10 protein-coding genes are annotated in these 16,112 nt (G+C 41.4%); 7 read left to right on the forward strand and 3 right to left on the reverse strand.

Annotated features, from left to right (window positions below; genetic code table 11):
- Positions 1 to 6 precede the first annotated feature (6 nt).
- The 3 genes from R2I63_RS05320 to rsmD all read left to right on the forward strand — a co-directional run bounded on the left by R2I63_RS05320 (position 7) and on the right by rsmD (position 5,439).
- Positions 7 to 3,516, forward strand: a complete 3,510-nt coding sequence (locus R2I63_RS05320; protein ID WP_316359607.1) for a VWA domain-containing protein — start codon at positions 7 to 9, stop codon at positions 3,514 to 3,516.
- An 88-nt stretch (positions 3,517 to 3,604) separates the two neighbouring features.
- Positions 3,605 to 4,876 (forward strand): hypothetical protein, encoded by a 1,272-nt coding sequence (locus tag R2I63_RS05325; protein ID WP_316359612.1) that lies wholly within the window; start codon positions 3,605 to 3,607, stop codon positions 4,874 to 4,876.
- A 17-nt stretch (positions 4,877 to 4,893) separates the two neighbouring features.
- Positions 4,894 to 5,439, forward strand: coding sequence for a 16S rRNA (guanine(966)-N(2))-methyltransferase RsmD (rsmD, locus tag R2I63_RS05330; protein ID WP_316359615.1), 546 nt, complete (start codon positions 4,894 to 4,896; stop codon positions 5,437 to 5,439).
- Positions 5,440 to 5,458: 19 nt separating this feature from the next.
- On the opposite strand, the gene R2I63_RS05335 is transcribed toward rsmD, so the two are convergent.
- Positions 5,459 to 8,071, reverse strand: coding sequence for a toxin-antitoxin system YwqK family antitoxin (locus R2I63_RS05335; protein WP_316359620.1), 2,613 nt, complete (start codon positions 8,069 to 8,071; stop codon positions 5,459 to 5,461).
- 312 nt (positions 8,072 to 8,383) lie between these two features.
- Between R2I63_RS05335 and R2I63_RS05340 the strand changes: the two genes are divergently transcribed.
- Genes R2I63_RS05340 through R2I63_RS05355 form a run of 4 tightly spaced genes read left to right on the forward strand, consistent with a single transcriptional unit; the run spans position 8,384 to position 15,260 of the window.
- Positions 8,384 to 8,845, forward strand: a complete 462-nt coding sequence (locus R2I63_RS05340) for a hypothetical protein (RefSeq protein ID WP_316359625.1) — start codon at positions 8,384 to 8,386, stop codon at positions 8,843 to 8,845.
- A gap of 10 nt (positions 8,846 to 8,855) precedes the next feature.
- Complete coding sequence (locus tag R2I63_RS05345; protein ID WP_316359631.1) at positions 8,856 to 9,323, forward strand: hypothetical protein; 468 nt, start codon at positions 8,856 to 8,858, stop codon at positions 9,321 to 9,323.
- A 2-nt stretch (positions 9,324 to 9,325) separates the two neighbouring features.
- Positions 9,326 to 13,915, forward strand: a complete 4,590-nt coding sequence (locus tag R2I63_RS05350; protein WP_316359645.1) for an RHS repeat-associated core domain-containing protein — start codon at positions 9,326 to 9,328, stop codon at positions 13,913 to 13,915.
- Complete coding sequence (locus tag R2I63_RS05355; RefSeq protein WP_316359647.1) at positions 13,881 to 15,260, forward strand: hypothetical protein; 1,380 nt, start codon at positions 13,881 to 13,883, stop codon at positions 15,258 to 15,260. Before R2I63_RS05350 ends, R2I63_RS05355 begins: the two co-directional genes overlap by 35 nt.
- Here R2I63_RS05355 and R2I63_RS05360 read toward each other — a convergent pair.
- A complete protein-coding gene (locus R2I63_RS05360) occupies positions 15,257 to 15,721 on the reverse strand; it encodes a type II secretion system protein (protein WP_316359649.1) in 465 nt (154 codons plus the stop codon). The genes R2I63_RS05355 and R2I63_RS05360 overlap by 4 nt on opposite strands.
- Positions 15,691 to 16,104: a prepilin-type N-terminal cleavage/methylation domain-containing protein gene (locus R2I63_RS05365; protein ID WP_316359651.1), complete on the reverse strand. Its 414-nt coding sequence runs from the start codon at positions 16,102 to 16,104 to the stop codon at positions 15,691 to 15,693. Before R2I63_RS05365 ends, R2I63_RS05360 begins: the two co-directional genes overlap by 31 nt.
- Positions 16,105 to 16,112 lie beyond the last annotated feature (8 nt).

Here is a 16,112-nt window from a genome sequence, read left to right on the forward strand (position 1 = left end):
CAAATTATGGGAAAGTATTCCTCCTCTTCAGCTCAAAGCAAGCCGCTCTTCTTTCTATCTCTTGCGGCATCGCTTGCGCTACATGCGGGAGGAATCTATTTTTTGTTGCAACACCCCCCTTCTTTTTTAACAGCAAAAGAGCTTCCAACCGTTGAACACCTTATGCGGGAAGAGGGCGACGTGGATCATGCGGCCCATGAGGCCTTTCAAAACCTTGTTATTCGAGAAGATCAGAACAGTCAGCTTCCTCCACGAGGAAGTGCTCCTAGCTTTGAGTCAGGAATGATTCCTTTTATCGTGACAGAGCTAGATATCTCCTTAACCTACCCTGAAAAAAAACAAGAAAAACTAAACTTTGATCTTGCTGCCTATGCTCCTCAATTGTTTGAAAATCCTTGGATTACCTCCAAAGATTCTCCTTTCCGAGATAAAAAGGGAGTCAATTTTAATCACGTGATTGCAAAAAGATCTGATGAAAATTTATTTTCAGATCACCAGGAAGAAAAATACCCTTCTACAACACTCTTTGCCTTTAATTACCCACTTGCTAAAACACCTCCTAGGGTAGAAGAAAATAAGAAGTTTTCCTTTGATGCAGAAACTTATGTCTATTATTTTGACTATAAATCAGAAACACCTATCTATCCTTTCTCTCTTAAGAAAGAGATCGAGGAGAGGTTTATCGCGTCCGCCTTCGCTCACAAGAAAAGGACCTGCATGGGGGATACTTCTTTTACAACCCATACATTCGACTCCCTTACTTGGGCTGATCTCAGCCAACTCAGTGAAAAGAGAGATGAGATCGTGTGGACCCCATCCCAAGAAGGGTCTAACAATGAGTGGTCTTTTCAAATCACGGCGCCTATAGTCGATATCTCTGCATCATCCATGATTCCTGAATTCAAAAAGTTGCAAATGAGTGTGGCCGCTGGGGAAAGAAGGAACTATTGCACTCCAAAAGCTCCACTACCTCATCAGGAGCTTGCTCAAAGAGAGTTTGGCCCCAAACCTTATCTTGATACCTGGAAGACTGAAGAGGAGCGCTTAGAAATTGCTTATGTTCCTGAAAAAGAAGGCGTTTATCCAGATCCAACAAGATACTCTCTTCCAAACGGCCCAACGATTACGGTTGGGCTCGGTAATACTATCTTTTGCTTTACACTAACCCCTTCATTCGACCTTTTTACACCTGAGGATGGAATTACTCCTCCGAAAAAGATGCAAAAGTTTGTTGCTAGCAATCTTGAAGTTGAACACTCCTATTTCCCAAGTGAAGCCTTTGAACCCCTCGCAAATAACCGCCCTTCTCCTCAGCTTGAGTCTTCCACAGCACCTACGTTCACAGAAGATAGCTTTACTCTACAACCTCCTTATGAGCCCTCATCTTCTACCTTTAAATTTCCCAAGGAAGACGCTAAAGAGGGTCTTCCAATGATCGCTGGTGGAGCGACTTTCCCCGAGGGAAGAACTAGCTCTTCGAGGAGGGGGTTTGAGTCGAAATCTCAAACTTATCTTTCTACTGCTCTGGGGACTGAAGATCGCGGGGCTGCACAGAAACCTTCCATTGAACGTATTGTTCCCTTTCTATCTGAAAAATCTATCGCTCTTGATTCCAACGAATACCCTTCTTCTAGCCCCCTAGGCCTAAAGACAGATCAGTCCATTGTTTTCAAACTTCAAGAAGAAGAATCTGCCTTTGACAAGCAGATAGAAAAAGAGTTTACAAGCATTAAATTAGAAAGTCTTTCCTTGCCTAATGTCAAGGAGAAGCGTGTTACTCCTCAGAAAAGTATTGCAAGCGGAAATACTCTTTTAGACACTCTTCCGAAATTCGATCAGATGATTGCAACAGCCCCTCAAGAGATCAGACCTTCGCTTTCAAGAGAAACAGTGTCTCTTGTCCCTTTGAAAGACACGCTTCACGAACCCATCCGCCCCTCTTTTTATCCTCCAGAGATCCCTCATTTAACGATAGAAGAAAGCTCTCTGACAATGCTCGAGGAAAATTTGGAATATGTGATAAAACAAACGAACACAACATTCGTTGAGGCGATAGAAAGCCTTCACCTCCCTTATCTAAGCTCGAAGCAGATTACTCCAAGAAAGCATCCTACAACGCCCCAAAAAGCTTTTGAAGACTTGCCAGCACAAAGCGTTATTGCCGACCTTGCTAGTAGAGATCTGAAATATCCTAATACAAGAAAGCTTATTGAAAAAGAATATGCACCTTCGAAAATACTCACCGATGTTTCAATTGCCTCAGCCTCCATCGAACAACCAGATACAGATATGATCCACTCTCAAGCAAAAGAGATCCTCGAAGATTACAATCAAGAAAATAGCGCTCCTTCAGGTGGGGTCGCCTTAGCAACGCCTAAGATTAAAAGAGGACTCAGCGAAACCGAAGCCCGTTCCTTGAATCAGTCCAGCCGCTTTACACAAGCATTCTTAACAGAGATTCCTCCACCTTCCTACTTAGAAACAACGACATATGAGGAAGAGTTCGATACTCAAGTTCATTACTCGATAAGGGAAGATGGAAAGGGTTATCTCTTTGCTATAAAGATGAAAGCAAAGCCCGCTCTTCATTTTTCCTCTCCTCATCAAAACTTCATCTTTGTTATTGATGGGTCCAGCAGCATAAAAAAACACCGTTTTGGTGTTTTTAAAGAAGGTGTTAGCCGCTCTCTTGAATACTTAAAGGAAGGAGACTCTTTTAATATTCTTGTTGCCGATGCAGAATTGATTCCATTTAGTAAAACTTCTGTAGCCTGGAACAGCAGGAGCAAAGAACAAGCAAACCGCTTTTTATATGATCGAAAATACCGCGGATTTTTTATCAACTATGATTCATTTAACCTGCTCTCAAGTGTCACCAAATACCTTGATTCAGAAAAAGAAAATGTCATTGTTATGATTACTGACGGACATTCGTTTCAAAATCTTAAAGCCCATAAAGAAGATTTCCAAGAGCTTGCACAGGCAAGCAAGGGACGCTTCTCTGTGCACACTGCAACCGCAAGTAGTGACAACAACCTCACGATGCTCGATCTCCTTAGCACCTTTAATGGCGGCGAGCTTATGTACTCAAAAACGCATGCTGCCTTTTCAAGACAACTCGCTGTCATGGTAAAGCACATCGAAAACTTAGTTGCTAAAGATGTGCAGATTCATGTCACCGATGTAAAACAAGAAACAGGAATCGAGTTCTACCCGAATCAACACACCCTTCCCCCTCTCTACGCTGACCGTGCATATACTATTTATGGAACCATTGATGATCTCAAAGATTTCGACCTGATCCTTCAAGGGCGCTGTGGAGATCAATGGGTGAATATCAAGCAACACATTTCATTCAAACATGCTGAGAAGGCTTCTAACACGATCAAGCGTGGCTTTGCCCTTCAGAGAGCTTATGTCTGTTACGATTACTATCTCAAAAAGAATGACCCTTTCTTCCTAGCAGAAGCTGAGCGAATCTTAAACCCTCATGCGATCCCCACAGCAACACGATAATCTGATCTCTAGATCTCCATAAGTTCTTTATTGAAATCAACCCATTGAACGGTTAGAATTTTCTTAAATTTAAAAAAAATCTGTTTCCATGGAAATTGCCAGATATTTACCAGGGCAGGAAAAATCTGTTCTAAAAAAATGTTTAACCTATGAGCCAAGCTCTCTAAATAAAAAAATTAGTTTCATTGCAGCAGGAATTATTTTTACAGCCCTTGCGTATAAAGGGTCAGAAAATGCCTATCTATACACAATGGGGATCAGTTCAATAACCTATACTGGCATAACCTTTGAAAAAGATCAGCAATCTAAAAACCCCTCTTGGTTCTTATGGGCCAAATCTTGGTTTAGCAACTCAAAAAAGGATAGTGTCCCCTTTTCAATGCGACTGATCCATATCATCGCTCTTGGATCGCTTATCGGCAGAGGGTATCGTGATAGTTGGGTTAACCCTAGTGTCTCTAAAATCTCTTTCCTAATAAAAGGACCTTTATCTATCCTGTCCTCTCTTTTAACATTACATGCTATTGTAGACGCTTCTTCTCTAGCAGCAAAAGGAATCATCCACCTTAACACAGAAAATGCTACCGAGGAAAAAACTATTGCAACAGCGACTGGAGTGTTTGTCTTATCTGCTTGTTTGACCTATACAGTTCCAAGTATTAACCCCCAAATGGGACTTGCCACCTTAGCAACAACATATTTCTCTGCTAAAAACCTTGCTCATAGTAAAAAGAATCATCAGGTTTTCCCTACGATTATACTAACAGGATCACTGATATCTATAGGAAAAATTTTCGGCAAACAATGCCGCTATATTTGTGGCCCTAAAGACTTCCAGCTCCCTAGCACGTGGGCTTCAGCCATAATCTCAACTCCTTCTTCCCTTGCTGCCTATCTTATTACGACAATAATGCTTTACTGTAGTTATCAACTTAACAACATGTCGTCTGATGAAAGAGATGATCGAACCAAAAAATTGTATTCACATATAGAGAATGATGAAATTATGGGTATAAAAGATCAGCTTCAAGGTATCTTACTTCCCGAAATACTGAGAGTGCAACAAGCTTTAGGAAAAGAAATTCCTTCGTATCAACCTATCGTGTTGGCTAATCATAGAACACGAGCTCTGCCGACTGGTATCCAGCATAGAGCAGCTCCTTACCCAAACGTGAGGCTTCCACAGATGTCTCCTGCAAGAGGCGCATATATTCTCCTTGCTCCTCCTAATGATCTCGAAACGGCAAGAGCAAATAAGGAGGTGCTTTTAAGTAACCTAGATACACGTAAAAAAGAGCATGAGACATATAAAAGAATAATAAATAAAGCAATCGTAGCAATGCATCCGGTGAAAAACTAGATTTTAGGAATAAGAGCATGAGAATTACTGGAGGCTTTTTAAAAAATCAATCTCTAAAGACCCCCAAGGGAAATGCAACACGTCCTACGTCTGAGAAACTTCGTCAGTCAGTCTTTAATATTTGCCAACATTATATCGAAAAAGCTCAATTTCTCGACCTTTTTGCAGGATCTGGAGCCATGGGAATTGAGGCTTTGAGTCGGGGAGCTACAGAGGCAACCTTCATCGAGAAAAACCCCTTAACTATAAAGGCTCTTCGTGAAAACTTAAATGATCTTGATCTCTCTCCACTCTCCACCCTTTATGCAGGGGATGTGTTTACTCTTATCCATAAATTGAAAGGGAAGTCATTTGATCTGATTTATATCGATCCCCCTTACGAAAAAGGACTCGCAGAAAAAGCTCTAGCCTTAGTTGATTCTCTTCACCTCCTACATGTAGGAGGGCTTCTCTTCCTTGAAGAGAGTGGAAATAAAGAGCTTGTCTTTCCTGAGCTAACTCACCTGAAGGTGAAAAAGAAAAGGAAGGTGGGAAGCACCTTCCTTTACGAAATTATTAGATAGCGTTGTCAAGTAGTCTTTGTTAGGAAGCTTTAACGCCATTTTCATAGCGGGTTTCAACCACATTTCCCTCTGCATCAAAACTCTTCTTAACACCCTCTAGCTTTCCCTCAACAAAATACTGTTCGAGGCGAGGCTTTCCGTTGTCGTAGTATTTCATGAATTTTCCATGCTGCTTTCCATCTTTGTATTCAGCTTCAAAGATGAGCACACCAGATTCATTCCAATGCTGCGCCTTTCCTTCAAGTTGTCCTTCCAAATAGCCATAGACGCTATTTAAACGCCCATCCGTAAAGTAGGTTTTTTCATTTCCTGCTTTCTGGTCTTTTTGGAATTCTACTTCTTTATAAACCTGACCCGTTGGATAGTACTGATAAGATGCTCCTTCTCTAAGGTCATTTTTAAATGTGAGACGGATTGCAGTCTTTCCATTGCGATGAAATAACTCAGCATCACCATCTTTTACCCCAGCCTTATAAGTCGTCACACTGATTTTTGCACCACTTGGATCGTATTCTGCTGCTTCTCCGTGCAATTTATTGTCTTTATAAAAAGCTTCAATCGCTTTGACTTTCTCACCATCAGTCACATCAAGAGGATAATAGACAAAGTGAGGTCCTTCTCGGCGATTGTTTTTGTAATTGTAAACAATCTCTCGTCCTTCTTGATCTTTTTCAAAATGGCGTCCTTCTATCTTTCCTTTGACATACTTGGACTCTTCGAGGAGGGCCCCTTCTTCATCCCAGAGCCCTTTTAAGCCATGCAGCTGCCCATCTTCGTAAGCAATCTGTGTCTTGATTGCCCCACTAGGATAAAATGTCTTCTGCTCGCTATGAAGCTCTCCTTTCTCATTATAAGAGTACAGATTTGCCGCAGCAGCTTCCTTTTTCTCTGATGGAGGGAAAAATTCCTTCTGTTTCCCTACTGAAACACCGCTCTTAAAGTTTCGGATAAATGCTTCAGATCCATCCTCGTAATATCCGAGAGACACACCATCAAGCAGATCTCCCTTAAAGGTTTCAGTCAATTTAAGCTGACCTGTTAAATAATACTGATCATGCTTTCCTTCTTTTTTCCCATCGAGAAAATGGAAGTTTTCCATTTTTTGTCCTGAATCGTAATAAGCAACATGACTCCCTATCGGATGGTCTTGATCGAAGGCTCCTTCAAAAAGAAGCTGCCCTTTCTCATTCCAGCTTCTAAACGTCCCATCTTTCTTCCCCATTTCGTAGCGTGCTTCTAGTTTTGCCGTTCCATCTTCATACCATTCTCTTTGATCACCATCAAAAAGAGCATTTTTGATGTTTTTATGCATGCTCATTTGCCCATTAGGATACCAATCGATAAATTCGCCATCTTTGTTCCCTTCCTTGAAGTTTCCTTCAAAAGCAAGTTTCCCATCTTCATGCCACTCTTGGAATAGCCCCTCTTTGACCTTATTTTTATAATGACCATGCAGTTTAAGCTGTCCTGAAGAAAAATACTGTTTTTGCTCTCCATCAAATTCACCATCAACGTAGAAACAATCCGCCTTTAATTTTCCATCTGAATACCAAGCCTGGAGGCTCCCTTCATACTGTCCATTTTGATTTATTGAGTATTCGGCAATTCTCTGACCGTTTTCATCAAATTCCCGAATGGGTTCTTTTAACCGCCCCTTTTTATCATAAGTGGCGAGATAAGCCATTGTCCCATTCTCATGTTTTTTCCAGTGCTTGCCTACTTTTTTTCCTTGAACGTATTCACTTTCTCCAACAACCTTTCCATCACTGTTGAACCATTGCTCCATTCCATCGATCTGTCCATTGACATATCGAACATGGTAGCTTTGGCGCTCATTCGGATGATACTTGATGTGGTCTCCGTGAGGATTCCCCTGAAAAAAGTCTTGCAGTTCAACGATGGTATGATTTTCATCATAATGAATTACAGCAGATTGATTTCCTTCTGAATGAAGTTTTCCATGCGCAAAACGGTTTTCAACCTTTTCGCTTCCACTTTCATACCACTCAATGAGCTTGCCATGGATTTCTCCCTCAACATAAGGAATTAAGACTTCCCTTTTGCCAGAGGCAAAGAAACGCACATAGTCACCTTCAAGCTTCCCATCCTTATAGGTGCCTTCAGCAAGGGTTTGACCATTTTCATGATAGGAATAGATCTTTCCTTCAGGATTTCCTTCCTTAAATGTCGTTACATGGTTGAGTTGGCCCTTTGGATAAAAAACCTTCATCGGCCCTTGCAGCAGTCCGCGATCAAAATAAACAAGTCTCTCAACCTCTCCACTCTCTCTAAATCGAACACTCACTCCATGGGGAACAACAGTTGATTTCCAAGCTTCAAAACCTGGTGATTTTTCATCAACAACAGTCAGATCAGTTTCTTCCATCGGACGTCCACCTTCATAAAAGTGTATCCGCTTTACAGCTTCTTCTTCCCCTCTATCATTCTCTGAGTAAAAGAGAACTAGTTTTGGAGCTCCATTAGGAAACTGCTCAAAAACTTTCGGGCTCCACTCAGGCATCCGAACCTTTAGTTCCGTTGCCACGGGAGCAATCGCAGTGTCAATTATTTCCTGTCCAAAGACGAGCATAGGCAGTAGCGCCAGGCTGAATAGAAGTGCTTTAAATTTCATTGTCATCACCAAAAATATTTTTCCCTTCATCATACTGCTTAGATCTTTTTTTCTCTACCAAAGAAGAAAGGCTAATTCAACACACCCCTAACAATTTTCCCTGATTCCCCCATAGAGAAAACTCCCGTTTCACTAATCCTTCTCACCTACTAATTTTTTTATATCGACCCCACTCCTGAAACTGTAAAACAAATCCTCAAGGAAGCCTCATCCATGTGATAATACCAATCGACTTTTCTTTCTCTTTTCGTCCTTGAGTTTAAAAAGTTGTGTGCGCTAGTCTAAACCTTCCTTTACAAAAAGGAGCGAACCATGAGAGCATTTTTTATAATAGCTATTTTAATGCTGGCCTCTTGCACCCCTAAAACCAAGACGGTAGATTCCGCTCCAAACAAATCACAGTCAGACCTAACATACGCAAAACATATTGATGTCCAATGTTATATTGTCACAAAAGAGCAACTTGGAGAGTTCTTAAACCAAGAGAATCCATCCATCACCCAACTAACAACTAAAGAGCTCGATCTTGACTCAGTTGTCTATTTTCTCATCCGTGTAAAGAATACTGGAGATATGGCAGCCTCCGGAATGCTTCACTGTTTTGTTCCTTGTTGTGGATACCCCTTCCCCATCAAAATCATGAAGATGCCCAAAAAAATGGAAACCTATTACGATTTTATCATGTGTTTTGACACGGGACTTATTTGGCCTTTGGACCCTAAGCCAGTCATCACATACGAATGGAATACCCTCGATTGTTATCCGTTAAAATAAGGAAAACTCCATGATTAAAAAAAACCTTTTTTCAATCGCTGCAACCCTATTTCTTCTATTTATGATCCCAACTGAGGCGGTCAATATGGATCCGGGGTCTCATTTGATGTTCTCACGCCCACAGTACGCAAAGCATATCGATGTTCAGTGTTATATCGTCAATCAAGAGCAGCTTAAAGCCGCTTTCAATTCAACAGAACCAGATTATGATATCGCACAACTGACTAACAACCAATTACTGGAAGCTAATGAACTTTATCTTTTTGTCAAGTTAAGAAATAGGGGAAACTATATCCCATTTGGAAGGTTAAACTGTTTTATTCCTCATGTTGAGGAACCATTTCCAGTAGAGGTGTTAAAAATGTTTTTTAAAAACAAGTATTGCGACTATGCTTTTCGTTTAGATCATTCTGTAATCGATACTAATAACCAAAAGCCCACACTTAGCTATAAGTGGGAGAGTCTTTATTGTTTATAGAAATGAAAAAGTTCTATTTACTTGCTTTTGGTCTTTTATTCTCTCTTTCTCTCTTTGCTGATTACGCCTACGATATCAATGGGAATATTTCTAAAGCATACATTCCTGGGAATGGAGAAATATGCTACAAATACGACCCCATTGGCAGATTAGCTGAAGCACGTCATCCCAACAATAAAAAATTTTTCTATTCCTACGATTTCAATAGCCGCTTAACAGCAATCGAAGGACCTTTAGGAGCAACAACTTTTTCTCACACGCTGTTGAATCAAGTTGATAGAGTCAAACTTCCTTTTGGAAAAGAGATCGCCTACCAATACAACGTTAGCGGGCAATTGACTCAAATGACTTATCCAGACGGAGAGACCATCGATTATAAATATGACGCCAGCGGACGCCTGATGCAGATGAAGGATTCTTCTGGTACTACCCATTATGAATATGATGATGCAACAAATTTAATTCTAAAAGAAACCCTTCCTAATGAAACCTCAACCTCTTATGTCTATGACACTTCCTTTAATATTTCGGAGGTTCTCCATCAACATCAAGAAAGATTGATCGCGCATTACCACTACAGCTATGATAAAGGGGGAAATTGCATCTCCATGGAGAAGAAAACCCCAGATCATAACGAAACGACCACATATGAATACGACCTTCTCAACCGGCTTGTCCTCGCAAAGAGTAGCAATGGCGAGTTTGAACGCTATAGCTACGACGCATTAGGAAACAGACTCACAAAAGAAACAGCTTCGGAAACAATCTGTTACGTTTATGACAGTCATAACCGCTTAATTCAGGAAGGAAATACCCGTTATGAGTATGACAGCGTAGGAAACCTAGTTCAAAAAAATTCCCCGGGGAAAAAGGTGTTTTATTCTTATGATCCCGCGGGAAAGCTCGTTTCTTATGATGACGGAGCGTCCCAAGTTGAATTTGAGTATGATGGCTTGGGGCACCGCGTTTCTAAAACAGTTAATGGGGAAAAAACACATTTTATCAATGATCCTATTTCTCCTCTAAGCCGGGTCTTGGTGGAAATCACTCCAGATGGAGAAACCAAGAAATATTCTTATGGACTCTCTAGAGCAGCTCAAAAAACGGAAGAGGGGTCTTCCTATTTTCTTTATTCTCATCCTGGAAAAAGTGTTTCTCACCTTGTCAATCACGATGGAACGGTTACAGAACTTGAGTATGACCCTTTTGGGGTCCCTCATTCGGGCACTTCTCAAGTATCTTACGGCTTTAACGGTGAAGAAAGAGATGAAGAAACGGGACTCATCTATCTTCGCCACAGATATTACGACCCAGCAATAGGGCGCTTTATTTCCCCAGATTCTTTCCTGGGAAACCTCAAGAAAACCCAAACACTCAACCCTTATGCTTTTGCTCTCAATAATCCTCTGACCTATATCGATCCTGATGGGCTTAGTGAAATCATGGTACCCCTAGACCTCTACTCTAATCCTCCCGGGACAATCCTTCCAAGTGGAGAAGTATCTTTGGGCGGACATGCGTGGGTTGGGGGCATTGATGTGAATGAAAATCGATTCTATGTAGGAGTATATCCAGGGCCGGACTTTCGGCCAAATGACAATATCAAATCATTATGTGACAAGACGGTACACATGAGAGTCTGGATCGCGCCAGAAATGCAAAGCCGTGCCTTAAGAGCTATGTATGATAACAACTATAGTCTCATTGGAAACAACTGCGTTGATCATGTGATCAAAGCATTGGACGCAGTTGGCTATCCTCATCCCCATTTTGGGCTGCAAGAGGACGGAGACGTTTCAAATCCTGCGATTTTGTGTGATTGGATTTCTAGAGAAAAGCACCATATTCATCCTAACTTCTTGCCGCGGGAGGGAGCTATTTTAATTGGAGACGGCTCCTCTTCAGGAAGTTTTTTGGGGAGAGATACCCATTCAAGTTTTATCGACCTCCACTTTTGTCGCCCCAACTATGGGGGAGTGTTACTTGACAAAAGCGCCGAGTTCTTGACGGAACTGAGTGAGATTTCAGGAGTAATCTATGACGCGAAAACAGATCAAATGATCCTTTATGGAAGGAAAAATCTTGCTCTACCGCAGATGGATATGGATGATTTAGCAGTAGCCGTTCGATCTATTTATGGGCTTGGAGCTAAGGGACCTGAAAGCCCTGGAGTTTCCATGGAACCTGGCTACAAGAATCCGAAAAAACAAACAGGCGGTCGCATGGCTGTCACTTACTTTGGAGAAACAGAAAACACCCGCTTTGGGCAGGTGATGTTTGAAGCTGATAGAGTCCTTAAAGTTTTGTCTCTTGGTAGAGATAACGTGACGGGGAAAACAGTGAAGTCTTCCGTACCAGGATACAAAAGCCTGCAAGCACTTCGAGAAGAGGAAGGAAACCCTTCAACTAACACCTACTGTCGTCTATGGTTTGTCCCCCAAAGGATCTCCCTTGCTGAGTCTCCGGATGGAAACTCTATGGCCTTTAGTGAAGCCCGAATGGAGATCCTTACAGAATCTACTCTAATGAAAAAAGGCTTTATCGACGACCGGGCAGCAGAAAGATTTGCCTACCATTTTACTAAGTACTACGACCATTTCTCTCAAGAATATCCCATCTTAACCGAATTAAAAAGACTAGGGAAAATCACAGCGGTTGTTAAGTGGATCTGCGAGAAAAATCTCCCTTTTGACCTCTCATTTTTTCGGTCCTATACTCCAAACTATTTTAAGACTCCCAAATATTCACCGATCGCAGCGAATATGAGTGAAGGACAATACCTGGTTGGAGGAGTTGCCTACACTCTAAATGAAGAAAACTATTTTATACGAAAAAACGCTCAAATGGATCAAATCAAAGAAGAAATTTTGAGAGAACGTCCTGATGATACAGCATCAAGCTGGGATTTCGGAAATGGGATGACTGCAGTTGCTAGCCAAGCCGGAAAATCACTCAAGGTGGGCGGGGTCCGTAAAACATTTGTCGATTTCTTTTATCCTGGAGAGTCTATCCCCCTATCTTTTGTCCGCACTTACAGCTCCTTTAACGATGAAAATGGTCTCTTTGGGAGGGGATGGGATAACGTCCCAGCCAAAATCCATTTTAATCATGCTCTCACTCCTTTTAGCTTTAGTAATGGCGCAAGCTTGAATCTTTATCCGCAAGTGATCACCCGAATGGAGGGCATTGAGTCTATCTACTCCCTTTCTGGATTAAATCAAGAGCAACAACCACTCTACAAAAGGGAAGGGTCTGACTCCTACATCCTGCAGGACAGTCAAAACAACTTTTTATGGCATAGGCAAAATGAAACTCTTACCTTTGACTCCCAAGGCACTCTCATTTATTTTCTAGATCATCATGGCAATGGGCTCACCTACCATTACGAAAATACGCAGCTCCTAGAGATCTCTCATTCTTCAGGGCAGTCTCTTGTCTTAGAGTATGTAGGAGCTCTACTGACATCTATTTCTGGACCTGGCGGAAAAACCCTTTTCTATGATTATGATTCTAAAGGACAGCTCCAAGACGTGAGAGATAATGGAGGCAATCTCTCAAGCTATGATTATGACGAGAATAATAGGCTTTCTTTGATCTATAATGGTCTAGGAAACAAGGTCTTTGAAGCCAAGTACGACAAATATCACCGTGCGACGCAGCAAACAATCGGAAACCAACTTATAACCCAAGACTTTAATCTCAATGATCGATCTGCGGGGTTTACAAGCACCTTTTCTTCTTATACGCATCATTTTGACTCTCAATATCGCCCGCAGCTCATCAAAGATACCCTGGGTAGAGACATTCAAGTTACCTATGGTCAGGGCAATGGCCCACAAAAAATTGTCACAAGCGGTGGGCTTGAAGTAGATTATGAGTATGATGCTTCAGGAAGGGTTTCCAAGATTGCAAGCCCTTACGAAGGAACGCAGCATTTTTCATACAACTCCCGAGGTCAGCTTACACAAAAGATCGATGGCGAAGGAATTAAATCTGTCTATGAATATGACTCCTTAGGACGTTTGATCGCCCTTTACCGTCCCTTTGTTCTATCCTCTATTGCAATCTCCAATGGGCAATCTCTGATCGAAGGAAATCCAAAGTACCTCACAACCTATACCTATCAAGACGGTTCCAACCTCCTGGAGTCCATCACCTTCCCAGATGGCCAGACAGAAACCTACATCTATAACCACCAAGAACTCCCTACCCAAATCGAACTCCCCAACGGGATCATAGTCACCAGAGAGTATGACACAAGACATCGCCTAATCAAAGCAAAGGCCCAAGGGAAAACAATCCAATATGAATACGATAATCGCGACCACATTACAAAAATCTCCTCACAAGGGGAGACCATTTGTTTTAACTACGATACCGGAGGAAATTTGACATCTTATATCGACTCTTCGCTCCGAAAAACTCATTACTTTTATGACTCATTGAGCAGGCTTGTTCAAACGATAGATCCTACGCAAGAAATAGCAACATATGAGTATGGCCTCTCAGGCCTTTCTAAAATGAACCTGCCTAACGGTTCCACAAGGGAAATTTTTTATGACGAATATCATAGACCTACTAGTGTTCGATAAACAAAGCGCTTTAATGATTATGTTCCCTTTCCTATTAGCAATTGCTTCGACTATTCTATTTCATACCAAAAAAGCCATGCGAAGAAACCCGCGCCCTCAACCTCAATGGATGCAATGGAGTAGTCTATTAAAAGATTTTTGTATGTTTCTTTTTTTTTCATGTCTTTTGACACTCTTTCTTTTGGACCCAAACTTAGCTACTTTGGGTCAATGGGCACAGATCTTTTTTCTATTAGTTTTCTTTGCTGCTGTTATCGGATTCTTTGTTTTTACAGTGTTAAAAGATGTGTTTACACCGCACACAATTTTGAGAAAGATCGATATTTACTTCTACGTAAGATCTATGAGTGCTTCATTGCCAATTATTGTACTGGTAGTAATCGCATATTGCTTTAAAGGAGCAGTTTCTGGAACTGCAAGAATCATTTTTTTATCAACCCTATTTGCTTTGATTTTGACAATCCATCTGTGCAATGTCCGCAAAAGAGGTCGAAAATTCCCCCAAGCAAGGCTTTATACCTCTCATCAAAAACACTTAAAGTTAAAATCTTTTTTTCTCCAACTACTTTTATTTCTTTTCTCGACTGCCATCTTCTGTGGCATTATTTATAAAACAGCAGAGGATTCACAAAAAAAGAAACATGGTGATGCCACTTGGATAGAAGAACTTCAATCTCTAACTTTAGAAAACTTGAGCATTATACTTCTGACTACCGTCCCGATAATTTCCTTGGCTTTACAATTTAAATATGGGTCATTCGTCAATCGGATAAGACATTTGGAACTCAAAAGAAGTATAGATATTGGATATATTGTTTCCTTTGTTGAAAGAGGCTCTCGAATTCAAGGGATCGTAAAAAATGTGGGTACTCCAGGAGTCCTTATTGAAGGTAAAGATAGAAAAAAAAGGCTGATTCAAAAAAATGATTTCTTCAATTATTCGCTCCACATTGAGTACTCACCCACATTAGCCTCTCTTCGCAGTTCTCCAATAGCACTTGCTCCTAAAGCAGATGAAACTATCGACCTGAGCTCCATAAAAACCACTATAGTTAATGGTTTTGACTGCATCAAAGACCTGCCTCGTTATCCGAAAGTTAAGGTGTTTATTGACAGGGTTTTTACCTTTCGTCCCCTAGGTTGGAAGAGGTTAGAACTCACAGTCGTGAAATGGGATCCGTACCATAGAGATGAGTGGGAAGGTAAAGTCGTCTTCTGGAATAAAGAGATCCTAGAGTTCATCAAAGAGCACTTTAGCCATCTTTTGGTATTAAACGAAGCGGAAATCACAGCTGCTGCTGCTCGACTGAGGAGACCCGCCCCAAAGAAAGGGTTATTCTACTAATCTGCAAAGCCAGGGGATTCGCGTTTGTTTTGATGAGTCGAATAAACAGGTGCTTGTACGACCGATTTTTCTTTGTTATTCGAAACGGTAAACTGCTTCTCACCTATCAATGCCCCTGAAGCGGTAAAGGTCACGGAAAGCTTCCTCTTCTCCTCTAAATGAAGGTGAGGAATCTTGATCACTGTATCTATGGTGCCAGGAAGCTTGAGCGGTTCATCGGTTAACCGCTTGCACTCTAACCCCTGCTTGGTCTCTTCAATCTCAAATTCGATATCTGCATGAGCCGCCTCAGAGAGACGCTTTGAAAATAGAATCTCTCGTTCAAGCTTTGAAACCCCTTGGCGAAATTGATACCGGTCAAACATGGGCTTTGCCTGAATGATAAGAAAACTTCCCATCATAGCAATCAAGCCTAGGGTGAGGAAAAGCTCTATGAGTGTGAATCCGCGTCGTTGTCCCATGGATACTTATCTTTAATTCCTTTGGCCTCACAATAACTCTCATATTTGTCTGAGGTGATGCGTAGCTCTTTGCCATCTTGCTTAAATTCATAGGTATTTCCCCACCCATCTTTCATTAGATCAGAGGGCCTTCGAACAAGCCCAGAATTCGTGAGTAGCCTCTCAATAGCTGTCTCAAGATCTTGATCAGCACTAAGAGGGTTCCCTTGAGCCTCTTCAAGTTGAACGATCTCATAAAGCTTGTTCACACCTTCTTTGGTCTTAAACGCTTTTCCTTTGTCGAGACTTCCTCGCATGTTGTAACCAATCACACTTCCGATAATACCGATGATGAAGATCACAATCATGATTTCAAGGAGGGTCATTGCATATTTTTTCTTCATGGTTCTTC

It is taken from the genome of Candidatus Neptunochlamydia sp. REUL1 (assembly GCF_963457595.1).
GTDB lineage: Bacteria > Chlamydiota > Chlamydiia > Chlamydiales > Simkaniaceae > Neptunichlamydia.

Coding starts and splice junctions, on each gene's coding strand:
- R2I63_RS05360 (WP_316359649.1), bottom strand. CDS start 15,721: ATGGGACAACGACGCGGATTCACACTCATAGAGCTTTTCCTCACCCTA.
- R2I63_RS05325 (WP_316359612.1), top strand. CDS start 3,605: ATGGAAATTGCCAGATATTTACCAGGGCAGGAAAAATCTGTTCTAAAA.
- R2I63_RS05355 (WP_316359647.1), top strand. CDS start 13,881: ATGACGAATATCATAGACCTACTAGTGTTCGATAAACAAAGCGCTTTA.
- R2I63_RS05345 (WP_316359631.1), top strand. CDS start 8,856: ATGATTAAAAAAAACCTTTTTTCAATCGCTGCAACCCTATTTCTTCTA.
- rsmD (WP_316359615.1), top strand. CDS start 4,894: ATGAGAATTACTGGAGGCTTTTTAAAAAATCAATCTCTAAAGACCCCC.
- R2I63_RS05340 (WP_316359625.1), top strand. CDS start 8,384: ATGAGAGCATTTTTTATAATAGCTATTTTAATGCTGGCCTCTTGCACC.
- R2I63_RS05350 (WP_316359645.1), top strand. CDS start 9,326: ATGAAAAAGTTCTATTTACTTGCTTTTGGTCTTTTATTCTCTCTTTCT.
- R2I63_RS05320 (WP_316359607.1), top strand. CDS start 7: ATGGGAAAGTATTCCTCCTCTTCAGCTCAAAGCAAGCCGCTCTTCTTT.
- R2I63_RS05365 (WP_316359651.1), bottom strand. CDS start 16,104: ATGAAGAAAAAATATGCAATGACCCTCCTTGAAATCATGATTGTGATC.
- R2I63_RS05335 (WP_316359620.1), bottom strand. CDS start 8,071: ATGAAATTTAAAGCACTTCTATTCAGCCTGGCGCTACTGCCTATGCTC.